Origin of the sequence: Hydrogenophaga sp. PBL-H3 (assembly GCF_010104355.1) — a bacterium.
Classification (GTDB): Bacteria; Pseudomonadota; Gammaproteobacteria; order Burkholderiales; family Burkholderiaceae_C; genus Hydrogenophaga.
This window is the reverse complement of sequence record NZ_CP044972.1, coordinates 3,301,768-3,324,813: the sequence shown is the minus strand read 5'-3', so window position 1 is coordinate 3,324,813 and position 23,046 is coordinate 3,301,768. Positions and strand designations below refer to the sequence as shown.

Below are 23,046 nucleotides of genomic sequence, written 5' to 3'. Positions count from 1 at the left end.
CCGAGATTATAGCCCGGTGTGGTAGCTGGTCACCCGGTCGACTTCGTTCTTCGAACCCAGCACCACGCTCACGCGTTCGTGCAGTTTGCCGGGCTGGATGTCCAGGATGCGTTGTTGGCCGTTGGTGGCGGCGCCGCCGGCCTGTTCGATCAGCCAGCCCATGGGGTTGGCCTCGTACATCAGGCGCAGCTTGCCTGGCTTCTCGGGCTCGCGTTTGTCCCATGGGTACATGAAGATGCCGCCGCGCGTGAGGATGCGGTGCACGTCGGCCACCATGCTGGCGACCCAGCGCATGTTGAAGTCCTTGCCGCGCGGTCCTTCCTTGCCGGCCAGGCATTCGTCCACGTAGCGCTTCACCGGTTCGTCCCAGTGGCGCATGTTGCTCATGTTGATGGCGAATTCCTTCGTGTCGGGCGGGATCTGCACGTTCTCTTTGGTCAGCACGAACGAGCCCTGCTCGCGGTCGAGCGTGAACATGGCCACGCCGTCGCCCACGGTGAGCACCAGCGTGGTCTGCGGGCCGTACACGCAGTAGCCGGCGGCCACTTGCTGGGCGCCGGGTTGCAAGAAGTCCTGTTCGCTCACACCAGCGCTGCCTTCGGGCTTCTTGAGCACGCTGAAGATGGTGCCGATACTCACGTTCACGTCGATGTTGCTGGAGCCGTCGAGCGGGTCGAACAGCAGCAGGTATTCACCTTGCGGGTAGCGGTTGGGCACCACGTAGATGCTGTCCATTTCCTCGCTGGCCATGGCCGCGAGGTGGCCGCCCCATTCGTTGGCTTCGATCAGCACCTCGTTGGCAATGATGTCGAGCTGTTTCTGCATCTCGCCTTGCACGTTCTCGGTGGTGGCGGCACCGAGCACGCCACCGAGGTCGCCTTTGTTCACAGCCTGGCTGATGCTCTTGCAGGCGCGAGCCACCACTTCCAGAAGCAGGCGCAGCTGGGAGGGAATATGCCCGTCGACGCGTTGTTGTTCGACGAGGTAGCGGGTGAGGGAGATGCGTTTGGTCATGGTGATGTGTGAGGAAGGGCTTCGACAGGCTCAGCCCGAACGGGACAGCAGCTCAGTCCGGGCGGTTGGTTTCAGTCTGCCAAAGCCCGCGTGACGACTTCACGCACGTCGTTGCTCAGGTCGGCTTTGGCTGCCACACGGGCAATGGCTTCGCGCGCGGCGCTGCGGTAGGGCTCGGCAAGTTTTTTCCAGCGGTCGAGCGCGCGCGCCAGGCGGGCGGCCACCTGCGGGTTGAAGGCGTCGAGTTCGAGCACACGCTCGCTCCAGTAGAGGTAGCCTGCAGCGTCGGTGCGGTGAAAGGCGCCTGGGTTGGCGCTGCAGTAGCTGAAGATCACGCTGCGCGCGCGGTTGGGGTTCTTCAAGTGGAAGTCGGGGTGCTTCATGAGCTGGCGCACCGCGGGCAGCACATTGCCGCCGCGGTCGGGAGCGCCGGCCTGCAGGGCAAACCATTTGTCGAGCACCAGGTCTTCGTTCTGGAACATCTGATGGAAGCGGGCCAGGGCATCGCGCGCAAGCGCGTGGTCGCTCACCACCAGGGCCGACAAGGCGTTGAAGCGGTCGGTCATGTTGCCCGCATCCTTGAAGTGCTGGAAGGCCTTGCCGGGCCACACCGCGTCTGCGCTGGCGCGTGCGTTCAGGCACAGCATGGTCAGCGACATGCCGGCCAGCGCGCGGCGGCCAGTGCTCACCGGGTCGGGGCGGTAGGCGCCGTTGTCCTTGTGCGCGTCGAAGGCCCAGGCCCAGTCGGCCTGCAGGGCCTGCGCCAGTTGCAGGCGCATGGCTTCGCGCACCGCGTGCACGCGCTGCGGATCGACTTCAACCAGTTGCTCCGAGATGTAGGTCTCGCTGGGCAGCGTGAGCACCAGTTCCTTGAAGGCTGCGTCCAGCGCAGGGTGGCGCAAGACTTCGCGCATGGCGCCCAGGTAAGCGTCGTCCAGCGGCGTGGACGGCACCGGCTCGTTGCTCTGGATGGCCATGAGCGCGCGGCGCAGGGCCAGGCGCTGGGCTGCTTCCCAGCGGTTGAACGGGTCGGGGTCGAAGGCCAGCAGCGTGAGCAGCTGCGCGTCGGTGTAGTGGCAGTCAAGCACCACGGGCGCCGAGAAGCCGCGCAGCAGCGAGGGAACGGGCTCGCTCTCCAGATTGACGAAGGTGAAGCTTTCGCTGGCTTGCGTCAGCACAAAGGTGCGGCTGCCGACCTCGGGTTGGGTCCAGTGGGCCAGCTGCAGTGGCAGTTCTGCGCCCTGGGCGCTGAGCAGGCCGAGCGAGACCGGAATCACGAACGGCTCCTTGGCGCTCTGGCCTGGTGTGGGTGCACAGCTCTGGGTGACGGTGAGCGTGTAGCTGCGGGCGGCAGCATCAAACACACCACTGGCGTGCAGGCGGGGTGTGCCTGCCTGGCTGTACCAGCGTTTGAACTGCGGCAGCAGGCGGGCCAGATCGCTGTGGGGGTTGGCATCGGCCACCGATTGCGCGAAGTCGTCGCAAGTGACCGCCTGGCCGTCGTGGCGCTCGAAGTAGAGCTTCATGCCCTGGGCAAAACCTTCGCGCCCCACGAGCGTCTGCATCATGCGCACGACCTCGGCGCCTTTTTCATACACGGTGACGGTGTAGAAGTTGTTGATCTCGGCGTAGCTGTCGGGCCGCACCGGGTGCGCCATGGGGCCGGCGTCTTCGGGGAACTGCGCCGTGCGCAGCACGCGCACGTCTTCGATGCGCTTGACCGCACGCGCCGAGGGTTCGGCGCACAGGTCCATGCTGAATTCCTGATCGCGGAAGACGGTGAGGCCTTCCTTGAGCGAGAGCTGGAACCAGTCGCGGCAGGTCACGCGGTTGCCGGTCCAGTTGTGGAAGTACTCGTGACCCACCACCGATTCGATGTTGGAGAAATCGGTGTCGGTCGCGGTGGCGCTGTTGGCCAGCACGTACTTGGTGTTGAAGATGTTGAGACCCTTGTTCTCCATCGCGCCCATGTTGAAGTCGGCGGTGGCCACGATCATGAAGCGCTCCAGATCGAGCGGCAGGCCAAAGCGCGCTTCGTCCCAAGCCACGCTGGCAATCAGCGAGTTCATGGCGTGTTCGGTCTTGTCCATGTCGCCGGGGCGCACATACACCTGCAGCAGGTGGTTGCCACCGCTGCGCGAGGTGATGCGCTGTTCACGCGCCACCAGCTGGCCCGCAACGAGTGCGAACAAATAGCAGGGCTTTTTGTGCGGGTCGACCCACTTGGCGAAGTGGCGGCCATCGGGCAGTTTTCCTTCTTCCACCAGGTTGCCGTTGGACAGCAGCACCGGGTACCTGGCCTTGTCGGCGCGCAGCGTCACGCTGTAGCTGGCCATCACATCGGGGCGGTCCAGAAAATACGTGATGCGGCGAAAGCCTTCGGCCTCGCACTGCGTGAAGAAGGTGCCCTGGCTCACGTACAGGCCCATGAGCTGCGTGTTTTTCTCGGGCGTGCAGGTGGTGAAGATTTCCAGATCGAACGGCTCGGTGCCCTCGGGCAGGCTCTCCAGCACCAGCTGCTGGCCGTCGATCTTGAAGGAGCAGCCGGCGCCGTTGACCAGCACGCGGGCCAGGTTCAGGTCTTCACCATCGAGCCGCAAGGCTTGCGACGGCACGGCCGGGTTGCGGCGCAGGCGCATCTTGTTGAGCACGCGTGTCTTGGCCGGGTCCAGGTCGAAGCAGAGGTCGACCGTGTCGACGAAGTAGGCGGGGGCGGCGTAATCTTCGCGGCGAACCACGGTGGTGGGGCCTTCACGCAGTGAGCTCATGGTCAAACGCCTTGCTTCAGTGATGCTTCGATGAAGGGATCCAGATCGCCGTCCAGCACTTTTTGCGTGGCGGAAATCTCGACGTTGGTGCGCAGGTCCTTGATGCGGCTGTTGTCCAGCACGTAAGAACGGATCTGGTGACCCCAGCCCACGTCGGTCTTGGTGTCTTCCAGCTTCTGTTGTTCTTCCTGCTGCTTGCGCAGCTCGAAGTCGTAGAGCTTGGAACGCAGGCGTTTCCAGGCCACGTCGCGGTTGCCGTGCTGGCTGCGACCGTCCTGGCACTGCACCACGATGCCGGTGGGGATGTGCGTGAGGCGCACGGCCGAGTCGGTCTTGTTGATGTGCTGACCACCGGCGCCAGACGCGCGGTAGGTGTCGGTGCGCACGTCAGACGGGTTGATGTTGATCTCGATCGAATCGTCGATCTCAGGGTACACAAACACCGACGCGAACGAGGTGTGGCGACCGCCCGAGGAGTCGAAAGGGCTCTTGCGCACCAGGCGGTGCACACCGGTTTCGGTGCGCAGCAGGCCGAAGGCGTAGTCCCCCTCGATCTTGATGGTGGCGCTCTTGATGCCGGCGGTGTCGCCCTCGGTCTCGTCCTCAATCACGGTCTTGAAGCCCTTGCGCTCGGCATAGCGCAGGTACTGGCGAAGCAGCATGCTGGCCCAGTCGCAGGCCTCGGTGCCACCGGCGCCGGCCTGGATGTCCAGGAAACAATTCAAGGGATCGGCCGGGTTGCTGAACATGCGGCGGAATTCGAGCTTCTCAACCTCGACCGCGACCTTGGCGGCTTCGCCTTCGATGGTGATGAGGCCGGCGTCGTCGCCGTCCTCGCTCGACATCTCGAACAGTTCGGTGTTGTCCGTCAATTCACCGGTGAGGCGGTCGAGCACCAGCACCACGTCTTCCAGGTATTTTTTCTCGCGGCCCAGGTCCTGGGCGCGTTTGGGGTCGTTCCAGACCGTGGGGTCTTCCAGAGCCGACTCGACTTCCTTCAACTTCGATGCTTTGGCATCGTAGTCAAAGATACCTCCGGAGCTCGACCACGCGTGTGGTCAGGTCTTCGAGCTGGCTTCGGATGGCGTTGCTGCGTTCGGCTTCCATGGGGTGTTCCTGCGGTCGATGTTCAAAACCGCGATTTTCTCACGCCATGCCGTCCCGAACGGCCGCGGCCGTTAAAAGCGCCAGGTGGTACCGAACATGACCGCCGCGGTGCCCAGCAACTGGATTTCGAGCGAGCTCTTGGGAGACAGGCGGTAGCCGATGGCGGGAATGACCACGGGCGAAAAGCCGCCCACGTTCAGCGGCACCTTGTTCTTGTACTTGCCGACGTAGCCGTAGATGACGCCCGCGCTCAACGAGGCGTAAAGCGCCGGTTGGGCCTGCCAGAAACCCGGCCAACTCTTGCCGATGAAGGCGTAGGCCGAGGGTTGCCCGAAGGAGTTGTTGAACAGGCTGAACCCGCAATAGCGGTTGTTGGGCAACAGTCGGCTCACGCTCAGGGCGTACACCTGTTCGTGTTCGTCGTTCGGCGTCCAATGGTGGGTGTAGGGTGAGAAGAAGGCTTCGTACCGTGGTGCGTCGGGCTCGGCACTGGCGGGCTGGTCAAAGCCCGGGCAGAGTCCCCCTTCGCCCGCCAGGGCTGGTGCACCAATGAGAAGACACAGCGCGGCAACGGCCGCGGGCTTGAAAAGTGCGCGTGGAATAAATGGCATAGCGCGCGAGTATGCCGGCTGCTCCTTGAACGGACGGTAAAGGGGTTGCAACAACCCGCACCCGCACGCGGCACCGCTCAGGGCGCGGTGCTCAGGAACGCTTCAATCAGGCGCGCGAGTTCGTTGGGTTGGTCGTGGTGCATCATGTGCCCCGCTTCATGCACCACGGCGCTTTGCAGGTGCGGCACGGCGCGGATGCGCTCAAGGTACTGGGCCAGCGTGAAGCGGCCCTTCCACCACTGCCCCAGGCTGTCGTCGCTCGCGGTGACCGACAACACCGGGGCACTGATGCGGCGGTAGATCTCCAGTGCCTCGTCCAGGCGGTAGAGGTGGGCACTGGTCACTTTGTGGGCCGCATCGCCCAGAATTTCCCACTCGCCCTGCGCATTGGGGCTGGCCCACTGCCGGGCGAGCCAGTCGGCTTTGTCTTGCGCCAGGCGCGGGTTGGTTTTCATGAGGCGTTGCGCCACGCCCTGGGCGTCGGGGTAGCTCTTGAGCGCCTTGCCGCCGCGTTGCACGGTCTTGATCTCGTCCATCCATTGCGCGTAGCGGCCGGGCGCCTGCGCCGGTCGTGTTTCGGGCATGCCGAAGCCTTCAAGATTGACAAGGTGTTCGATGCGATGGGGCCGGACGCCCGCATACATCATGGCGATGTTGCCGCCCATGCTGTGGCCCACCAGATCGACCTGACGCTCGCCGACGTAATGATCCAGCAAGGCGTCGAGGTCGGCCATGTAATCGGGGAACCAGTAGCTGTCGACCGCCGGGCCTTCGAGCCGCGTGTGGCCGAAGCCGCGCCAGTCGGGCGCGATGATCCATCGCTCGGTCTGCAGCGCGTCCACCACGAACTGCCACGACGCGGCCACATCCATCCAGCCATGCACCAGCACCAGCGGTGTCACGGTGTCGCTGCGATGACCCCACATGCGCACGTGGTAGTTCAGGTTGCGGACCGGGACGAATTCACTGCGTGAGGCTCTCAGTGCTTGGTACATTCATCGGATCATAGAGAACGAGAGCGAGACACACCATGCGCCCGAGTCAAGCCAGAGACAAGACAGCCGCACCCATCAATCTGTACGAAGAACTGCACCGCCGCTTTGGCTGGCAGGTGCCCGAACACTTCAACATGGCGCAGATGTGCCTGCGGCGCTGGGCGCAGGACCCCCGGCATGCCAGCGCCACGGCCGTTATTGCCTGCGGACCCCAACAGAAAGACCGGCGCCACAGCTACGCCGAATTGCTCGACCAGGCGAACCGCCTGTCCAGCGCGCTGGTTGCGTTGGGCGTTCAGCGCGGTGACCGTGTGGCGATCGTGCTGCCGCAACGCTTCGAGACCGCTGTGGCTTACATGGCGGTGCTGCAAATGGGGGCGGTGGGCATGCCGCTGTCGCAGTTGTTTGGTCCCGAGGCGCTGGAGTTCCGGTTGCAGGACAGCGAAGCCGTGGTGGCCATCTGCGACCAGCCTTCGTTGCCCGCGCTGCTGGGTGTGCGCGACGACTGCCCGCTGCTGCGCTGCGTGATCGGGGTGGACGGTGACGGCACGCCCGAGGGCATGCGCGCCGACCTCGACTGGACCGAGCTGCTGGCGCAGGAGCCGGCCGGGTTCAAACCGGTGGATACCCTGGCCGACGAGGCCGCCGTGCTGATCTACACCAGCGGCACCACCGGCAACCCCAAGGGCGCGCTGATCCCGCACCGCGCGCTCATCGGCAACCTCACCGGTTTTGTGTGCAGCCAGAACTGGTTCGGTTTCGATCCGTTCGACGCCTCGGCGCCTTCAACAGCCGTGTTCTGGTCGCCCGCCGACTGGGCCTGGACGGGCGGTTTGATGGACGCGCTGCTGCCCACGCTGTACTTCGGTCGGCCCATCGTTGCTTTCAACGGGCGCTTCGGCCCGCAAACCGCGTTCGAGCTGATCGAGCGCCATGGTGTGACGCACAGCTTCCTGTTTCCCACCGCGCTCAAGGCCATGATGAAAGCGGTGCCCACGCCAAAGCAGCACTACAAATTCAAGCTGGAAGGTCTCATGAGCGCGGGCGAGGCGGTGGGGGACGCGGTGTTCGCTTACTGCCAGAACCAGCTGGGCGTGACGGTGAACGAGATGTTTGGCCAGACCGAGATCAACTACATCGTGGGCAACTGCGCGCGCCTGTGGCCCGCCAAGCCGGGGAGCATGGGCAAGGGCTACCCGGGCCACCGCGTGGCGGTGATCGACGAGGAGGGCCGTGAGTGCGCGGTGGGCGTGCCGGGCGACGTGGCGGTGCACCGGCTCGACGTGCATGGCGATCCGGACCCGATCTTTTTTCTGGGCTACTGGAAGAACGAAGCATCGACCCGGGCCAAGTTCACCGGCGACATGACGAACAGCTGGTGCCGCACGGGCGACATGGCCACGCGCGACGCCGAGGGCTATCTCTGGTACCAGGGTCGTGCCGATGACGTGTTCAAGGCGGCGGGCTATCGCATTGGCCCGAGCGAGATCGAAAACTGTCTGGTGAAGCACCCGGCGGTGGCCAACGCGGCGGTGGTGCCCAAGCCCGATGCCGAGCGTGGTGCGGTGGTGAAGGCCTATGTGGTGCTGGCGCCGGGTCACGCGGCGGGTGACGAGCTGGTGAAGCAGCTGCAGGCGCATGTGAAGGGCAAGCTCGCGCCTTACGAATACCCGAAAGAGATCGAGTTCATTGACGCGCTGCCCATGACCACCACGGGCAAGGTGCAGCGGCGGGTGTTGCGCTTGCAAGAGGAATCGCGGGCTGCGTTGCGTGCCTGAACCTCGCGGAGCAGAGTGCCAAGGCCGTCGATGACCGGACCAGCCGGAGAAAACCCAAATCAGGCCAAAAGACGCCGAGACCGCGACTGGTCCCGCGCCACCTCGATGAACTCAAGCACCTCCGCGCGCGGCTGCGAACCACGTCGCCACACCAGCCCCACTTCAACCGTGGGCACAGCGTCGCGCAAGGTCCGCACCTCCACGTGCTCCGCGTCCAGCGTCCATGGCCGGTACAGAAAGTCGGGCAGCACCGCCAGCCCCGCACCCACCCCCACCAGCGAACGCACCGCCTCCAGCGACGAGGTGCGCAACACCGTGCGTGGTTTCAGCTGGTGGCGCGCCCACACGCTGCGCATCAAAACCTCAATGCGGTCGGCCTGCAGCACCACCAGATCGTGCTGCACGCACTCGGCCAGACTCACCTCGGCCTGTGAAGCCAGCGGATGGTCGGCCGCCATCCACACGCGGTTGGGCGAACGCGTGAGCGTCTCCGCCACCAGCGCCTGCGGCTCGCCCAACGCGTTGCTCACCATGATCGCGATGTCCAGTTCGCCGTTGATCAACAGGTGTTCGAGGAAGGGTGGCGCGTCTTCCACCACCTGCAGGTCCACGCCCGGGCAGGTGCGGCGAAAGCGCGCGAACACCTCGGAGAGGTAGTAACCCGCCACCAGGCTGGTCACGCCGATGGTGATGGCTCCGGCCAGTGGCGTGGCGCTCGGGTACACGCCACGCGTGGCGTCGGCCACAGCGCCGATCACGCGCCGTGCCTTCACCTGGAAGCGGTGGCCCTCGGGCGTGAGGCGCATGCCCTTGGGGCTGCGCTCGAACAGCACCAGGCCCAGCTCGTCTTCGAGTTCCAGCACGCTCTTGGTGATGGCCGACTGCGCGATGCTGAGCATGCGCGAGGCCGCGGCCACCGAGTCCGATTCGGCCACCGCGAGGAAGTAGCGGAACTGCTTGAGCGTGATGTGGCGGTTCATGGTGGTGCACCGTGACAAGGTGACGCCCTGTTGCAGTGCAAAAAAGATATGGGTAAACCCTTGATCTCTATTTTCGAGATAGCTTACCGCAGCAATATTGAATTTTGAAAGCGGGTTGGGGCTTCATACGATGCGCTTCGGTTGGCCTGCCGCGCGGTGGGCTGCGTTTCACAAACCGTTTTCAAACCGAAGGTGATCGACCATGAAAATCGCACAACGCCCCCTTGCCCGCACCGTCGCGGGTCTCGTGACGACGGCCTTCACCCTGGCCACCCTGGCACCCGCCGCGCAGGCACAGTCGGCCCTGAAAAAACTGGGCAAGGGTGAAGGCCAGGTGGACATCGTGGCCTGGCCCGGCTACATCGAACGCGGCCAGACCGACAAGGCCTTTGACTGGGTGACCGACTTCGAGAAGAAGACCAGCTGCAAGGTCAACGTGAAGACCGCCGGCACTTCCGACGAGATGGTTGCGCTCATGAACGAAGGCGGCTTCGACCTGGTGACCGCTTCGGGCGATGCCAGCATGCGCCTGATCGCCGGCAAGCGCGTGCAGCCCATCAACGTGGACCTCATCCCCAGCTACAAGACGGTGGACCCGCGCTTGCAGAAGGCGCCCTGGCACTACGTGAACAACACGCACTACGGCACGCCCTACCAGTGGGGCTGGAACGTGCTCATGTACAACACCACGGTGTTCAAGGACAAGCCGCCGACCAGCTGGAGCGTGGTGTTCGAAGAGACCACGCTGCCTGACGGCAAGAGCAACAAGGGCCGTGTGCAGGCCTTCGACGGTCCGATCTACATCGCCGACGCCGCGCTCTACCTGATGAAGAAGAACCCGGCGCTGGGCATCAAGGACCCCTACGAGCTCAACGAGGCGCAGTACAAGGCGGCACTGGATCTGCTGCGAGGCCAGCGCAAGCTGGTGGGCAAGTACTGGCACGATGCCTTCGTGCAGATCGACGACTTCACCAACGAAGGTGTGGTGGCGTCGAGCAGCTGGCAGTTCATGGCCAACATCCTCAAGAGCAAGAACCGCCCGGTGGCCACCGTGGTCCCGGCCGAAGGTGCGACCGGCTGGGCCGACACGACCATGATGCATGTGGACGCCAAGAACCCGAACTGCGCCTACATGTGGATGGAGCACTCGCTCAACACCAAGCTGCAAGGCGACCTGGCGGCCTGGTTCGGCTCGGTGCCGTCGGTACCCACGGCCTGCAAGGGCAACAAGCTGCTGACCGACCAGGGCTGTGCCAACCAGGGCTACAACAGCTTCGATCGCATCTCGTTCTGGAAGACGCCGACGAGCAAGTGCGCCACACAAAACAATGCCTGTGTGCCATATCACAAGTGGGTCTCCGATTACATCGCCGTCCTTGGGGGCCGCTGATCACATGACGGTTGCTGTCACGCTTGAAGCCGTGTCCTGCGTGTTCGGCAGCGGCGCACAGACCGTGCGCGCTGTCGATCACGTGGACCTCACCATCGAAGGAGGGGAGTTCTTCACCTTGCTCGGGCCTTCGGGCTCGGGCAAGACGACCTGCCTGCGCATGATCGGCGGCTTCACGTTGCCCACGTCGGGGCGCATCCTGATCGGTGGGCAGGACGTGTCGCACCTGCCGCCGTACGCGCGGCCGGTCAACACCGTGTTTCAGGACTACGCGCTGTTCCCGCACATGAGCATCCGCGACAACGTGGCCTATGGCCTCATGGTGCAGGGCGTGGAGCGCGCTGCGCGCCACGCACGCGCCGATCAGATGCTGGACCTGGTGCGCCTCTCGGGCGTGGGCGCGCGCCGCCCCGGCCAGCTCTCGGGCGGGCAGCGCCAGCGCGTGGCGCTCGCACGCGCGCTCATCAACCAGCCACAGGTGCTGCTGCTTGACGAGCCCTTGGGCGCACTCGACCTCAAGCTGCGCGAGCAGATGCAGACCGAGCTGAAGGCGCTGCAGCGGCAGCTGGGCATCACCTTTCTCTTCATCACGCACGACCAGCACGAGGCGCTGTCCATGAGCGACCGCATCGGCGTGTTCAACAACGGTCGCCTGGAGCAGGTGGGCGCGCCGCAGGCCATCTACAACCAGCCCGCCACGCGTTTCGTGGCCGAGTTCGTGGGGGCGGCCAATGTGTTTGATGGCGCGCGGGCGCGCGAGCTCGCGGGCGTTGAAAGCGTGATGCTGCGGCCCGAGCGCATCCGCATCGGCGCGGCACCGCAGGCGCGCCTGAGTGGCGCCGTGATCGACGCGCAGTACTTCGGCTCGTTCTCTCGCGTGCGGGTGGACTGGGCCGGCGAGGCGGTGGCGGTGGATCTCAACCCCGAGCAGCACCCCGAGCTGCCCACGCCGGGTGACACCGTGCACCTGCACTGGCAGGCCGACGCGGTGCACCCGCTGCAAGGTGTGGGGCCATGAACCTGGCCTTGCCTGCCGCCGCCGTGGTGCCTCGCAGCAGTGCGCTGCGCTGGCTCTCGGACTTGCTTTACACGCGTCGCGGTCTGCTGCTGGCCGCACTGCTCGGGCCACCGCTGCTGTGGTTCGGCGTGGTCTACCTCGGCTCGTTGTTCGCGCTGCTGGCCAACAGCTTTTTCACGCTCGACGAGTTCTCCGGTGTGGTCGACCGCTCGCGGCTTTCGCTGGACAACTTCCGCGCCATGACCGAGCCGGCCAACGTGGACGTGGTGCTGCGCACGGTGCTCATGGCAGTCAGCGTCACGCTGGCCTGTGGCCTCATCGCCTTCCCCATCGCCTACTACATGGCGCGCTACGCACGCGGTCCGCAGAAGGCGCTGCTCTACATCGCCGTCATGCTGCCGCTGTGGTCAAGCTATCTGGTGCGGCTGTACGCATGGAAACTGCTGCTGGCCAAGGAAGGCGCCATTTCCTGGGTGCTGGCCGAGGTGCACATGACCTGGCTGCTCGACGCGCTGCTGTCCACGCCCGGCATCGGCGGCAACTCGCTGTCGTTCTCGCGCCTGGGCACCTTCATCGTCTTCGTCTACATGTGGCTGCCCTTCATGATCCTGCCGATCCAGGCTGCGATCGAGCGCATTCCGGGTTCGCTGCTCGAAGCCTCCAGCGACCTCGGTGCTCGAAGTGGCACCACCTTCTGGCAGGTGATCTTTCCGCTCGCCATGCCGGGCATCGCGGCCGGTTCCATCTTCACCTTCTCGCTCACGCTGGGCGACTACATCATTCCGCAGGTGATCGGCGACTCCACGCTGTTCATCGGCCAGGTGGTGTACCGGCAGCAGGGCGTGGCGGGCAACGTGCCGTTTGCCGCCGCGTTCTCGCTCGTGCCCATCGTGGTGATCGGCGTCTACCTCTGGATCGCCAAACGGCTGGGGGCTTTCGATGCGCTCTGACCCTTCGCGCGCTGGCTGGGGCCTGAAGGCCGCCACCTGGGTGGGCGTGCTGTTCCTGCACATTCCGCTCGCGCTCATCATCCTCTACGCCTTCAGCGCCGAAGACAAAAGCTACGTGTTTCCGCCGCCCGCGCTCACCACGCAATGGTTTGCCGCGGCCTGGGCGCGCGAGGACGTGTGGGCCGCGATCGGCCTGTCGTTCCGCGTGGCGCTGGTCTCCACCGCGCTGGCCATGGTGCTGGGCACGCTGGCCGCAGCCGGCCTGGCGCGCACGCGCTTCTTCGGCCGCGACGCGATCTCGCTGCTGCTGATCCTGCCGATCGCGCTGCCCGGTATCGTCACCGGCATTGCGTTGCGCACCGCGTACCACACGGCCGAGATCCCGTTCAGCTTCTGGACCATCGTGGTCGGCCACGCCACCTTCTGCGTGGTGGTGGTCTACAACAACGCGGTGGCGCGGTTGCGGCGCACCAGCCCGTCGCTGATCGAGGCCTCGATGGACCTTGGCGCCGACAGTTTCCAGACCATCCGCTACGTGATCCTGCCGCAGCTCGGCTCGGCCCTGCTGGCCGGCGGCCTGCTCGCGTTTGCCCTGAGCTTTGACGAGGTGATCGTCACCACCTTCACCGCGGGTCAGCAGACCACGCTGCCGATCTGGATGCTGCAGGAACTGATCCGACCGCGCCAGCGCCCGGTGACCAACGTGGTGGCCGTGGTGATCATCGCGCTCACCTTCATCCCCATCCTGGCGGCGTACTACCTCACGCGCGCCGACGAACAACCTGGCGGGCGCTGAGCCCGCTCTCCCTTCAACCCCAACGGAGAACACCATGGGCAAGACCCCCGACTTCCAGATCCCGATGTCGACCGAGCTGTTCATCGACGGCCAGTTCGTGGCCGGCGAGGGCGAGGCCGAGCGCGTGCTCAACCCGGCCACCGGCGAGGTGATCGCGCAGGTGCCCGAGGCCTCGTTTGAACAGATCCACAAGGCGGTGCTGGGCGCGAGCCGCGCCTTCGACAGCTGGAGCGAGACCACGCCGATGGAGCGCTCGCGCCTGTTGCTGAAAGTGGCCGACGCGATCGAGCAGCGCGCCGAGCAGTTCGCGCGCCTGGAGTCGCTCAACTGCGGCAAGCCCTACCTGCGCGCGCTGGAAGATGAAATTCCGGCCATCGTCGACTGCTTCCGCTTCTTTGCCGGCGCGGCGCGCTGCATGACGGGCTCGGTGGCAGGTGAGTACCTGCCGGGTCACACCAGCATGATCCGACGCGACCCTGTCGGCGTGGTCGGTTCGATCGCACCGTGGAACTACCCGTTGATGATGGCCGCATGGAAATGTGCGCCAGCGCTCGCGGCCGGCAACACGGTGGTGCTCAAACCCAGCGAGCAGACCCCGCTGACCACGCTGATGCTCGCGCGCGTGGTCGCCGAGATCCTGCCCAAGGGTGTGTTCAACGTGATCTGCGGCCGGGGCCCCAGCGTGGGCCAGCCGCTGGTGGAGCACCCGCTGGTGCGCATGGTCTCGCTCACCGGCGACGTGTCCACCGGCCGCAAGATCCTGCAGGCCGCCACCGGCACCTTGAAACGCACGCATCTGGAGCTCGGCGGCAAGGCGCCGGTGCTGGTGTTCGACGACGCCGACATCGAGGCCGTGGTGGAGGGCATCCGCACCTTCGGCTACTACAACGCGGGCCAGGACTGCACGGCCGCGTGCCGCCTCTACGCAGGCGCCAAGGTGTACGACCGCCTGGTCGCCGACCTGAGCAGCGCGGTCAAGTCGATCCAGATGGGCACGCAGGACGAGCCCGGCGTGGAACTCGGACCACTCATCACCGACCGGCAACGCGACCGCGTGGCCAGCTTCGTGGAGCGGGCGCAGATGGTGGGCCACATGGAGGTGACGGCGGGCGGCAAGATGCGTGCGGGTAGCGGCTTCTTCTACGAGCCCACGGTGATCGCCGGTGCGCGCCAGGACGACGAGATCGTGCGCCGCGAGGTGTTCGGCCCGGTGGTGTCCATCACGCGCTTCACCGACCCCGACGAGGCCGTGACATGGGCCAACGACTCCGAGTACGGCCTGGCCTCGTCGGTCTGGACGCAGGATGTTTCGCGCGCGCTGCGCACGGCGCGCAAGCTGCAGTACGGCTGCACCTGGATCAACACCCACTTCATGCTGGCCAACGAAATGCCGCACGGCGGCATGAAGGCCAGCGGCTACGGCAAGGACATGTCGATGTACGCGCTGGAGGACTACACCGTGGCGCGGCACATCATGGTCAGGCTTTGAAGTACCCCCCGCCGCGCTGCGCGCGACCCCCCTCAAGAGGGGGGCGACACCTGGGACCGGCGGAGCCGGATCCTCGGTGTCTCTGGACGACTGGCAGCCACCGCGCGCGCAAGAAAAAGCCCGGCGATTGCCGGGCTTCAATGGGGTCAGAAGGGATGCGATCCGCCGCCGGGCCGCCCCAAGGCGGATCAGCCCCCTCGGGGGGCAGCGACCCGCGCAGCGGCGGAGCGTGGGGGCCTCACTTCGCAGCTGGCTCGGCCACGTAGATCTCGACGCGGCGGTTTTGTGCGCGGCCAGCGGCGGTGCCGTTGTCGGCGATCGGCTCGCGTGAGCCACGGCCGTCGGTGGCGAAGCGGTTGGACGCCACACCACGGGCCACCAGGTAGTCGCGCGTGGCGTTGGCGCGGTCGAATGACAGCGGGTTGTTGACCGCATCGCTGCCGGTGCTGTCGGTGTGGCCGACGATGGCCACAGCCGTCACAGGGTTGGCGTTGAGGGTGCCGGCGAACTGGCCAAGCACGCGCTGCAGCGTGGGGCTGACCGTCGAGCTGCCGGTGGCGAAACCTGCGTCGGCGGGCACATCGAGCTTGAGGCGGTTGTCGGCCGTCTGGCTCACACCGATGCCGGTGCCAGCGGTGGCGGCTTCCATGGCGCGCTTCTGTTCCTGCATCTTGGTCGACCAGATGTAGCCACCCAAGGCGCCCGCGCCCGCGCCGATGACCGCGCCTTTGGCCGCACCCTTGGAGCCACCGGTGGCCGCACCCAACAGCACACCAGCCAGAGCACCGATGCCGGCGCCCTTGGCCGAATCGGTCTGGGTTTCGCTCATGTTGGCGCAGCCGCCGAGCGCCATGGCGGCAGCGAGTGCGGTGATGGTCAGTCCGCGCGTGAAATGGGTGATGGTTTTCATGTTCAATGCTCCACTGGCGTTGTTGATGGATGGTTTCGACGGATCAGCCGCCGGGCAATCATCACCACGACACGCGGGGGTGTGTTGATGGCGACTGCGCAGCGGCAAGATGCCTTCTAAACTTATACCCCGGCTTATCGCTTTGGCATCACTTAACACCTGACTTTACAAAAAATTGCATGAAAAACGTTCCATTGGGCGCCAGTGCGCTGCAAGTCCCACCCATCTGCCTGGGCACCATGACGTTTGGTGAACAGGTCAATGAAGTCACCGCGCACAACATCCTTGATCGATCGATCGAGCGCGGCATCAACTTCCTGGACGCTGCCGAAATGTATTCGGTGCCGGCGCGCGCCGAGACCTGCGGCGCCACTGAAACGATCCTCGGCAACTGGTTCGCCAAGGATGCTGGTTTGCGCGCCAAGGTGGTGCTGGCCACCAAGGTGGCGGGTCCTTCGCGCGGCATGCCCTGGATACGGGGCGAGAACTCGGGCGTGAGCAAGGCCGAGATCATCAAGGCCTGTGAAGACAGTTTGCGCCGTCTTCAAACCGACGTGATCGACCTCTACCAGATCCACTGGCCCGCGCGCAACGTGCCGGCGTTTGGCCTTCTGACCTTCGACCCGTCCAAGGACAAGCCCTGCGCCTCGGTGCTGGAGCAGCTTGAGGCCATGGCCGAACTGGTGAAGGCGGGCAAGGTCAAGGCCATCGGCCTGTCCAACGAATCGCCGTACGGCGTGCACGAGTTCGTGCGCCTGGCCGAGCAGCACGGCCTGCCGCGCGTGGCCACGGTGCAGAACCCATACTGCCTGATCAACCGCAGCTACGAAAACGGGCTGGACGAAACCTGCCACCGCCTGGGTGTGTCGCTGCTGGCCTATTCACCGCTGGGTTTCGGTTTGCTCAGCGGCAAGTACGACGAGACCGGCCTGGTGGGCGACGCCGGGCGCATGGCCTTGTACGAGTCGATGCGCAAGCAGCGCTGGGGCCGGCCCGAAGCGCTGGACGCCGCGCGCCGCTACAACGCATTGGCGCGCGATCACGGTCTCACCCCTTCGCAGCTCGCGCTGGCGTTCTGCTATACCAACTGGCGCGTGGCCAGCACCATCATCGGCGTGACCTCACTGACCCAGCTCGACGAATGCCTGGACGCCTGGGGCACGAAGCTGTCTCCAGAACTGCTCGCTGCCATCGACAAGATCCGCTGGGAGTCGCGCGACCCCGCCCAATGAGGTAGCGCTTGGCCAAGAAGTCGCACGTCAGTGAAACGCCCGCCACCGCCTGGCTCAAGAGGCACGGCGTGGTGTTCACCGAGCACAGCTACGAGTACCTGGAGCACGGCGGTGCGCAACACAGTGCGCAGGTGCTGGGGCTGGACCCGTTTTCCGTGGTCAAGACCTTGATCATGCAGGACGAGGCCGCCAAACCGCTGGCGGTGCTCATGCACGGCAACCGCACGGTGTCGACCAAGAATCTGGCGCGTCAGATCGGCGCCAAGTCGATCGAGCCCTGCAAGCCCGAGGTGGCCAACCGCCACAGCGGGTATTTCGTGGGCGGCACGTCGCCGTTCGGCCTGAAGCGCGCCATGTCCATCTATGTGGAGGCCACGGTCTTGACGCTGCCTCGCATCTGGATCAACGGCGGGCGCCGTGGTTACCTGGTTGGCATCGATCCGGCCGTGCTCAGTGGCCCCCTGGCCGCGAAGCCCGTGGATTGCGCGCTGGCAGAATAGCCAGCCCGTTCATCCAGCCTGCTCCTGTCCTTTGGAGTGCGGCCCGAACCACCGAGGAGACTTCGTTGCCCATGCTCTACCCCCTGCTGGCCACCGTGGCCGCGTACCTGATCGGCTCGCTGTCGTTTGCCGTGCTCGTGAGCCGGTCCATGGGGCTGAGCGACCCGCGCACCTACGGCAGCAAGAACCCTGGCGCCACCAACGTGCTGCGCTCGGGCAACAAGGCGGCGGCCGTGATCACACTGCTGCTCGATGCACTCAAGGGCTGGCTGCCCGTGGTGGCGGTGAAGTGGTGGGGCGAGGCTTATGGCCTGGGCGATGGCACGGTGGCGCTGGTCGGCCTCGCGGCGTTCCTGGGCCACCTGTACCCGGTGTTCTTTCGCTTCCAGGGCGGCAAGGGCGTGGCCACGGCTGCGGGCGTGATCTTCGGTTTTCAGCCCTGGCTGGGGCTGGCCGCGTTGGCCACCTGGGTGATCATCGCCGCGTTCTTTCGCTACTCCTCGCTGGCCTCCATCGTCACGGCGGTGTTTGCCCCGGCCTTCTTCCTGCTGGGCCACCGAGTGGCGTGGGACGCTCCGGGGCTGCAGGTGGCGAGTCTGGTGGTCATGGGCATGCTGCTGGTCTACCGCCATGCCGAGAACATCAACCGCCTGGTGGCCGGCAAGGAAAGCAAACTCGGCGCGAAGAAGAAAGCATGAGCTCGCACATCACCCGCATCGGGGTCGCAGCTCGCTACAGCGAAGCCGCTGTGTTCAATGGCGTGGTCTTCCTCGCCGGGATGGTGCCCGAGCGTGGCGACACCGACATTCGGGGCCAGACGCAGGATGTGCTGGAGCAGGTGCATCAGCGCTTGATGGAGGCGGGCAGTGACAAGTCGCGCATCCTGCGCGCCCAGATCTACCTGGCCGACATCCAGGACATTGGTGCGATGAACGAGGTGTGGGACGCCTGGGTGGTGCCGGGCACCGCGCCACCGCGTGCCACGGTGCAGGCCGCGCTGGCGAATGCCGCATGGCGCATTGAAATCGTGGTGACTGCAGCGCAGAAAGCGCTGTGATCAATAGCGGCGGTCCAGTGTGAGCTGGTCGTTGGTGCGCTGCATCTGAAAGCGCGACAGAAAGCTGTTGCCCAACAGCACAAAAGGCATGGGCTGGGGCAGCACGATGGCAGACACGTCAAACACCTGTGCTTCACCAATGCGCACCGACTCCAGCCGCACCTGATACCCGACGGCCCCCCCGTTGGCGGTGCTCACATTCACCTTGCGGCCGAGCTCGTACTTCAGGTTGATGCGTTTGGCGTCCGACTCGCTCAAGATCACCTGGGTGGCGCCCGTGTCCACCATGAACTGGACCTGACGACCGTTGATCTGGCCCGGTGGCATGAAGTGCCCTTGCGAATCGGCGGTGAGCACCACGCGTTTCCCACCTGCATCGGTCTTGCTCTGGCCCTGACTCACCGGGGCTTCACCCACGCGCAGGGTTTGCCGCTGGCCGTTCACCTCGATCACAGCCGCGTCGCCCAGCACGCTCAACAGCTTCACACCCTGGTGCGCCTGGCCGGGGCTCAGGAAGCGCGGCGCTGCAGCGTCGATGGTGACCAGCGCCTTGCCGCCGGCCACACCCGCCAAGGCCACCTGCTGCGCCGCCGCTGGCAACGCCAACAGGAGACTGAGCGCACCGAAGGCGGCGCGGATGGTGTTCAACTCAATCTCTGAAGTTGTTGAAAGAGAGCGGCAGGTCCTTGAGTTCGGACTTGATGAGCGCCATGGCCGCTTGCAGGTCGTCACGCTTGGCACCGGTCACACGCACCGCATCGCCCTGGATAGCGCCCTGCACCTTGAGCTTGCTGCCCTTGATGGCCTGCTGGATCTTCTTGCCGTCTTCGGTACTGACGCCGTTGCGCACCTTCACCACCTGCTTGACCTTGTCACCGCCGACTTTTTCAACCTTGCCCACGTCGAGAAAACGCGCGTCGACACCGCGTTTGGTGAGCTTGCCGCGCAGCACGTCGTCGATCTGCTGGAGCTGAAAATCGGCGTCACCGTGCAGGATGATTTCCTTGTCCTTGAGTTCGATGGCCGCACTCGTGCCCTTGAAATCGAAGCGGGTGCCGATCTCGCGCGCGACCTGATCGACCGCATTTTTCACTTCAACGAAATCGGCTTCAAGAACGGTGTCAAAAGAAGGCATGCTGGGGGTCTTGCAAAAAGGTGAATGAGAGAATCGAAGAATGGTAGTCGAGAACAACGTGGCGCTCCAGCCGCATAACACTTTTGGCATCGTTGCCCGGGCGCAGCGCCTGGTGCGCGTGCGCTCAACGGACGACGTGCTGGCGCTGCTGGCCGACCAGGAGGTGAGCACGGCGTCGGGCACGCCGCCCTTTGTGTTGGGCGGCGGCAGCAACCTGGTGATCACCGGTGACATCAAGCAACTGGTGATCAAGGTCGAAATCACCGGGCGGCGCCTGGTGGAAGAAACCGCCAAGGGCTGGCTGGTGGAGGCCGGCGCCGGCGAAGACTGGCACGATTTCGTGCGCTGGACGCTGGAGCAGGGCTATCCGGGGCTGGAAAATCTCGCGCTGATTCCAGGCACGGTGGGCGCTTCGCCGGTGCAGAACATTGGAGCCTATGGCGTGGAATTGCAGGACCGATTCAGCGCGCTGGACGCCATCGACCTGCAAACGGGACAGCGCTTCTCGCTGGATGCCGCGCAGTGCGGTTTTGGTTACCGCGACTCGGTGTTCAAACACGTTCCGGCCGGTGACAAAGGTCTGGGTCTGGCGGGCCGTGCGCTGATCACGCACGTGCGTTTCTGGCTGCCCAAGCCGTGGAAAGCTGTGCTGGGCTATGCCGATCTGGACCGCAAGATGGCCGAGACCGGTATCTCTTCACCGAGCGCCCAACAGATCTTTGACTGGGTCTGCTCCATCCGCCGCGCCAAGCTGCCCGACCCGGCGGTGATCGGCAACGCCGGCAGTTTTTTCAAGAACCCGACGGTGAGCCCCGAGCAGTGCGCGGACATCATCGCGCGCGAACCCAAGGTGGTGCACTACCCGATGGCGGATGGCAGCATCAAGCTGGCTGCGGGCTGGCTGATCGACGCCTGTGGCTGGAAGGGCAAGGGCGTGGGCAGTGCGGGGGTGTACGAGCGGCAGGCGCTGGTGTTGGTGAACCGGGGCGGTGCCACCGGTGGTGAGGTGATGACCTTGGCCAAGGCGATCCAGACCAGTGTGTACGAGCGCTTCGGGATCTTGCTGGAGACCGAGCCAGTCGTTGTTTGATGGACTGTTCGCGCGCGACTGTCATTTCAGAACGCCGCAGCGCAACGATCCCGCGAGGTTTCAGCGTGAAACCTCGCGGCGCGAGAAGTTACTCCCCCTCAAGCTTCAACATGCTGGCCCCGTCCCCCAGCGACAACAACCCAGCCTTGGCATAGACGCCCAGCTTGGCGCGCGTGTCGGTGATGTCGAGGTTGCGCATCGTCAGCTGGCCGATTCGGTCCAGCGGCGTGAACGGCGCGTCTTCCACCTTCTCCATGCTCAAACGCTCGGGCGCATACGTGAGGTTGGCGCTCTCGGTGTTCATGATGGAGTAGTCGTTGCCGCGGCGCAGCTCGATGGTGACCTCGCCCGTGATGGCGCGCGCCACCCAGCGCTGGGCCGTTTCGCGCAGCATGATGGACTGTGGGTCGAACCAGCGGCCCTGGTAGAGCAGGCGGCCCAGCTTCAGACCGTTGACGCGGTACTGCTCGATGGTGTCTTCGTTGTGGATGCCGGTCACCAGGCGCTCGTAGGCGATGTGCAGCAGCGCCAGGCCAGGGGCTTCGTAGATGCCGCGGCTCTTGGCTTCGATGATGCGGTTCTCGATCTGGTCGCTCATGCCCAGACCATGGCGGCCACCGATCTCATTGGCCTTGAGGATCAGGTCCACCGGGCTGGCGAAGGTCTCGCCGTTGAGTGCCACCGGTTGGCCTTCTTCAAAGCGCACCGTCACGGTCTCGCGCTTGACCACCACCTCGTCTTTCCAGAAGGCGACGCCCATGATGGGGTTCACGATCGAGATGCCGCTGCTGAGGTGCTCGAGGTCTTTCGCTTCATGGGTGGCGCCGAGCATGTTGCTGTCGGTGCTGTAGGCCTTCTCGGCGCTCATCTTGTAGCCGAAGCCGTTGGCCGTCATGAAGGCGCTCATCTCGGCGCGGCCACCCAGCTCGTCGATGAACAGCTGGTCGAGCCAGGGCTTGTAGATTTTCAAGCTGGGGTTGGTCAGCAGGCCGTAGCGGTAGAAGCGCTCGATGTCGTTGCCCTTGTAGGTGCTGCCGTCGCCCCAGATGTTGACGTCGTCTTCCTTCATCGCGGCCACCAGCATGGTGCCGGTGACGGCGCGACCCAGCGGCGTGGTGTTGAAGTAGGTCACGCCCGCTGTGCTGATGTGGAAGGCGCCGCATTGCAGCGCGGCAATGCCTTCGTGCGCGAGCTGGGTGCGGCAGTCGATCAGGCGCGCTTTTTCAGCGCCGTACTGCATGGCCTTGCGCGGGATCTCTTCGTAGTCCGGTTCGTCGGGCTGGCCCAGGTTGGCGGTGTAGGCGTAGGGAATTGCGCCCTTCTGTTTCATCCAGAGCAGCGCTGCGCTGGTGTCGAGGCCGCCCGAGAAGGCGATGCCAACTTTCTGTTGCGTGGGGAGGTTCTGGAGGATGGTGGCCATGGCGGTCGTTCAGTGGTTCAGCCGAAATGGCAGATGTAGTGGTAGGGCTCGGTCACGCGGATGTCGAAGCTGCTGTTGCCGGGCACGCTGAATTTCTCACCAGGACCGGACTTGAGCCAGGCGTCGGTGCCGGCGAGTTTGTATTCACAGCCGCCCGCCACGCATTCCATGATTTCCGGTGCGCCGGTGTTGAAGGTGAGTGTGGCGGGCAGCACCACGCCGACCGATTTTTTCGTGCCGTCGGCAAATGTGATGCCGTGGCTGACGCACTTGCCGTCGAAGTACACGCTGGCTTGGGTGTTGACGGTCACGCCGTCGAATTGGGTGGTGCTCATGGTGTTGGGGTGTGGTGCGAAGACGAAAGCGAATGGCGAAACCGCGATTTTAGGCCGCAGGGTGGGGCGGTTGCCGGGATCACAGACGCGCTTGCCAGGCGGCAGCGTCAAACCCCACGGTGATGCCGTCGGCCCACTGAACCACCGGGCGTTTGATCGCGCTGGGATGGGCCAGCAGCAGGGCGCGCGCGCTGGCCGTGTCCACCACCGAGGCCCGCACGGCGTCATCAAGCTGGCGCCAGGTCGTGCCCTTGCGGTTGACCAGGGTTTCCCAGCCTGCGGCGGCCAGCCAAATATCAAGGTCGGCTTCGGGCACGCCCTGTTTCTTGAAATCGTGGAATCGATGCTCCACGCCGTGGTCGGTCAGCCAGGCTCGGGCTTTTTTGACGGTGTCGCAGTTGGGTATGCCATGTACGGTGATCATGGAAAGGGATTGTCGGTGATGCCGGCAAAGGCCAAGGAGCCGATGGG

The 23,046-nt window shown here is 65.0% G+C and carries 23 protein-coding genes; 11 read left to right on the top strand and 12 right to left on the bottom strand.

Annotated elements, in window-relative coordinates; translation table 11 throughout:
- Window positions 1-6: 6 nt before the first annotated feature.
- From F9Z44_RS15425 to F9Z44_RS15405, 5 genes are all read right to left on the bottom strand, one after another.
- Entirely contained in the window at window positions 7-1,014 is a 1,008-nt protein-coding gene (locus tag F9Z44_RS15425) for a class 1 fructose-bisphosphatase (RefSeq protein WP_159607593.1), read from the bottom strand.
- Between the two features lie 71 nt (window positions 1,015-1,085).
- Window positions 1,086-3,782 (bottom strand): aminopeptidase N, encoded by a 2,697-nt coding sequence (gene pepN, locus F9Z44_RS15420; RefSeq protein WP_201449972.1) that lies wholly within the window; start codon window positions 3,780-3,782, stop codon window positions 1,086-1,088.
- A gap of 2 nt (window positions 3,783-3,784) precedes the next feature.
- A protein-coding gene (gene prfB / locus F9Z44_RS15415; protein WP_159607591.1) for a peptide chain release factor 2 occupies window positions 3,785-4,889 on the bottom strand; the annotation gives its coding sequence in 2 pieces (ribosomal slippage) (window positions 3,785-4,807 and window positions 4,809-4,889; 1,104 coding nt in all).
- A gap of 71 nt (window positions 4,890-4,960) precedes the next feature.
- The gene (locus F9Z44_RS15410; protein ID WP_159607589.1) at window positions 4,961-5,500 is read right to left on the bottom strand and encodes a hypothetical protein; all 540 of its coding nucleotides are present in this window, start codon (window positions 5,498-5,500) and stop codon (window positions 4,961-4,963) included.
- Window positions 5,501-5,577: 77 nt separating this feature from the next.
- Window positions 5,578-6,495 (bottom strand): alpha/beta fold hydrolase, encoded by a 918-nt coding sequence (locus F9Z44_RS15405; RefSeq protein ID WP_159607587.1) that lies wholly within the window; start codon window positions 6,493-6,495, stop codon window positions 5,578-5,580.
- Window positions 6,496-6,530: 35 nt separating this feature from the next.
- On the opposite strand from F9Z44_RS15405, the gene F9Z44_RS15400 reads away from it, so the two are divergent.
- Window positions 6,531-8,273: an acyl-CoA synthetase gene (locus F9Z44_RS15400; RefSeq protein ID WP_159607585.1), complete on the top strand. Its 1,743-nt coding sequence runs from the start codon at window positions 6,531-6,533 to the stop codon at window positions 8,271-8,273.
- A 59-nt stretch (window positions 8,274-8,332) separates the two neighbouring features.
- On the opposite strand, the gene F9Z44_RS15395 is transcribed toward F9Z44_RS15400, so the two are convergent.
- Window positions 8,333-9,253 (bottom strand): LysR family transcriptional regulator, encoded by a 921-nt coding sequence (locus tag F9Z44_RS15395; protein ID WP_159607583.1) that lies wholly within the window; start codon window positions 9,251-9,253, stop codon window positions 8,333-8,335.
- Window positions 9,254-9,455: 202 nt separating this feature from the next.
- Between F9Z44_RS15395 and F9Z44_RS15390 the strand changes: the two genes are divergently transcribed.
- Genes F9Z44_RS15390 through F9Z44_RS15370 form a run of 5 tightly spaced genes read left to right on the top strand, consistent with a single transcriptional unit; the run spans window position 9,456 to window position 14,896 of the window.
- The gene (locus F9Z44_RS15390) at window positions 9,456-10,643 is read left to right on the top strand and encodes an ABC transporter substrate-binding protein (RefSeq protein ID WP_159607581.1); all 1,188 of its coding nucleotides are present in this window, start codon (window positions 9,456-9,458) and stop codon (window positions 10,641-10,643) included.
- 4 nt (window positions 10,644-10,647) lie between these two features.
- Entirely contained in the window at window positions 10,648-11,661 is a 1,014-nt protein-coding gene (locus tag F9Z44_RS15385) for an ABC transporter ATP-binding protein (RefSeq protein WP_159607579.1), read from the top strand.
- Window positions 11,658-12,611: an ABC transporter permease gene (locus F9Z44_RS15380; protein ID WP_159607577.1), complete on the top strand. Its 954-nt coding sequence runs from the start codon at window positions 11,658-11,660 to the stop codon at window positions 12,609-12,611. The genes F9Z44_RS15385 and F9Z44_RS15380 overlap by 4 nt, the downstream gene beginning before the upstream one ends.
- Window positions 12,601-13,407, top strand: a complete 807-nt coding sequence (locus F9Z44_RS15375) for an ABC transporter permease (protein ID WP_159607575.1) — start codon at window positions 12,601-12,603, stop codon at window positions 13,405-13,407. Before F9Z44_RS15380 ends, F9Z44_RS15375 begins: the two co-directional genes overlap by 11 nt.
- Before the next feature lie 34 nt (window positions 13,408-13,441).
- Entirely contained in the window at window positions 13,442-14,896 is a 1,455-nt protein-coding gene (locus F9Z44_RS15370; protein WP_159607573.1) for a gamma-aminobutyraldehyde dehydrogenase, read from the top strand.
- A gap of 238 nt (window positions 14,897-15,134) precedes the next feature.
- On the opposite strand, the gene F9Z44_RS15365 is transcribed toward F9Z44_RS15370, so the two are convergent.
- Window positions 15,135-15,806, bottom strand: a complete 672-nt coding sequence (locus tag F9Z44_RS15365; RefSeq protein WP_159607571.1) for an OmpA family protein — start codon at window positions 15,804-15,806, stop codon at window positions 15,135-15,137.
- Between the two features lie 179 nt (window positions 15,807-15,985).
- Between F9Z44_RS15365 and F9Z44_RS15360 the strand changes: the two genes are divergently transcribed.
- From F9Z44_RS15360 to F9Z44_RS15345, 4 genes are all read left to right on the top strand, one after another.
- Window positions 15,986-17,038 (top strand): aldo/keto reductase, encoded by a 1,053-nt coding sequence (locus F9Z44_RS15360; protein ID WP_159607569.1) that lies wholly within the window; start codon window positions 15,986-15,988, stop codon window positions 17,036-17,038.
- A gap of 8 nt (window positions 17,039-17,046) precedes the next feature.
- Complete coding sequence (locus F9Z44_RS15355; RefSeq protein WP_159607567.1) at window positions 17,047-17,538, top strand: aminoacyl-tRNA deacylase; 492 nt, start codon at window positions 17,047-17,049, stop codon at window positions 17,536-17,538.
- A gap of 65 nt (window positions 17,539-17,603) precedes the next feature.
- Window positions 17,604-18,236, top strand: a complete 633-nt coding sequence (gene plsY, locus F9Z44_RS15350; RefSeq protein ID WP_159607566.1) for a glycerol-3-phosphate 1-O-acyltransferase PlsY — start codon at window positions 17,604-17,606, stop codon at window positions 18,234-18,236.
- Window positions 18,233-18,595 (top strand): RidA family protein, encoded by a 363-nt coding sequence (locus F9Z44_RS15345; protein WP_159607564.1) that lies wholly within the window; start codon window positions 18,233-18,235, stop codon window positions 18,593-18,595. Before plsY ends, F9Z44_RS15345 begins: the two co-directional genes overlap by 4 nt.
- Here F9Z44_RS15345 and F9Z44_RS15340 read toward each other — a convergent pair whose 3' ends face one another.
- Entirely contained in the window at window positions 18,596-19,243 is a 648-nt protein-coding gene (locus F9Z44_RS15340) for a retropepsin-like aspartic protease family protein (protein WP_236574155.1), read from the bottom strand.
- 1 nt (window position 19,244) lies between these two features.
- Window positions 19,245-19,730, bottom strand: coding sequence for a YajQ family cyclic di-GMP-binding protein (locus tag F9Z44_RS15335; RefSeq protein ID WP_159607562.1), 486 nt, complete (start codon window positions 19,728-19,730; stop codon window positions 19,245-19,247).
- Window positions 19,731-19,770: 40 nt separating this feature from the next.
- Between F9Z44_RS15335 and murB the strand changes: the two genes are divergently transcribed.
- On the top strand, window positions 19,771-20,820 hold the full coding sequence (gene murB, locus F9Z44_RS15330) for a UDP-N-acetylmuramate dehydrogenase (protein ID WP_159607560.1): 1,050 nt from the start codon (window positions 19,771-19,773) through the stop codon (window positions 20,818-20,820).
- An 88-nt stretch (window positions 20,821-20,908) separates the two neighbouring features.
- Here the strand turns inward: murB and argG are convergent, their stop codons facing one another.
- The 3 genes from argG to F9Z44_RS15315 all read right to left on the bottom strand — a co-directional run bounded on the left by argG (window position 20,909) and on the right by F9Z44_RS15315 (window position 22,999).
- Window positions 20,909-22,240: an argininosuccinate synthase gene (gene argG / locus F9Z44_RS15325; RefSeq protein WP_159607558.1), complete on the bottom strand. Its 1,332-nt coding sequence runs from the start codon at window positions 22,238-22,240 to the stop codon at window positions 20,909-20,911.
- A gap of 17 nt (window positions 22,241-22,257) precedes the next feature.
- Entirely contained in the window at window positions 22,258-22,575 is a 318-nt protein-coding gene (gene ppnP, locus F9Z44_RS15320; RefSeq protein WP_159607556.1) for a pyrimidine/purine nucleoside phosphorylase, read from the bottom strand.
- Window positions 22,576-22,654: 79 nt separating this feature from the next.
- Window positions 22,655-22,999, bottom strand: coding sequence for an arsenate reductase (locus tag F9Z44_RS15315; RefSeq protein ID WP_159607555.1), 345 nt, complete (start codon window positions 22,997-22,999; stop codon window positions 22,655-22,657).
- Window positions 23,000-23,046 lie beyond the last annotated feature (47 nt).

Excerpts from the sequence above, each read along its gene's own strand:
- F9Z44_RS15425 (WP_159607593.1), bottom strand. The coding sequence starts at position 1,014 with ATGACCAAACGCATCTCCCTCACCCGCTACCTCGTCGAACAACAACGC.
- pepN (WP_201449972.1), bottom strand. The coding sequence starts at position 3,782 with ATGAGCTCACTGCGTGAAGGCCCCACCACCGTGGTTCGCCGCGAAGAT.
- F9Z44_RS15410 (WP_159607589.1), bottom strand. The coding sequence starts at position 5,500 with ATGCCATTTATTCCACGCGCACTTTTCAAGCCCGCGGCCGTTGCCGCG.
- F9Z44_RS15405 (WP_159607587.1), bottom strand. The coding sequence starts at position 6,495 with ATGTACCAAGCACTGAGAGCCTCACGCAGTGAATTCGTCCCGGTCCGC.
- F9Z44_RS15400 (WP_159607585.1), top strand. The coding sequence starts at position 6,531 with ATGCGCCCGAGTCAAGCCAGAGACAAGACAGCCGCACCCATCAATCTG.
- F9Z44_RS15395 (WP_159607583.1), bottom strand. The coding sequence starts at position 9,253 with ATGAACCGCCACATCACGCTCAAGCAGTTCCGCTACTTCCTCGCGGTG.
- F9Z44_RS15390 (WP_159607581.1), top strand. The coding sequence starts at position 9,456 with ATGAAAATCGCACAACGCCCCCTTGCCCGCACCGTCGCGGGTCTCGTG.
- F9Z44_RS15385 (WP_159607579.1), top strand. The coding sequence starts at position 10,648 with ATGACGGTTGCTGTCACGCTTGAAGCCGTGTCCTGCGTGTTCGGCAGC.
- F9Z44_RS15380 (WP_159607577.1), top strand. The coding sequence starts at position 11,658 with ATGAACCTGGCCTTGCCTGCCGCCGCCGTGGTGCCTCGCAGCAGTGCG.
- F9Z44_RS15375 (WP_159607575.1), top strand. The coding sequence starts at position 12,601 with ATGCGCTCTGACCCTTCGCGCGCTGGCTGGGGCCTGAAGGCCGCCACC.
- F9Z44_RS15370 (WP_159607573.1), top strand. The coding sequence starts at position 13,442 with ATGGGCAAGACCCCCGACTTCCAGATCCCGATGTCGACCGAGCTGTTC.
- F9Z44_RS15365 (WP_159607571.1), bottom strand. The coding sequence starts at position 15,806 with ATGAAAACCATCACCCATTTCACGCGCGGACTGACCATCACCGCACTC.
- F9Z44_RS15360 (WP_159607569.1), top strand. The coding sequence starts at position 15,986 with ATGAAAAACGTTCCATTGGGCGCCAGTGCGCTGCAAGTCCCACCCATC.
- F9Z44_RS15345 (WP_159607564.1), top strand. The coding sequence starts at position 18,233 with ATGAGCTCGCACATCACCCGCATCGGGGTCGCAGCTCGCTACAGCGAA.
- F9Z44_RS15335 (WP_159607562.1), bottom strand. The coding sequence starts at position 19,730 with ATGCCTTCTTTTGACACCGTTCTTGAAGCCGATTTCGTTGAAGTGAAA.
- murB (WP_159607560.1), top strand. The coding sequence starts at position 19,771 with ATGGTAGTCGAGAACAACGTGGCGCTCCAGCCGCATAACACTTTTGGC.
- argG (WP_159607558.1), bottom strand. The coding sequence starts at position 22,240 with ATGGCCACCATCCTCCAGAACCTCCCCACGCAACAGAAAGTTGGCATC.
- ppnP (WP_159607556.1), bottom strand. The coding sequence starts at position 22,575 with ATGAGCACCACCCAATTCGACGGCGTGACCGTCAACACCCAAGCCAGC.
- F9Z44_RS15315 (WP_159607555.1), bottom strand. The coding sequence starts at position 22,999 with ATGATCACCGTACATGGCATACCCAACTGCGACACCGTCAAAAAAGCC.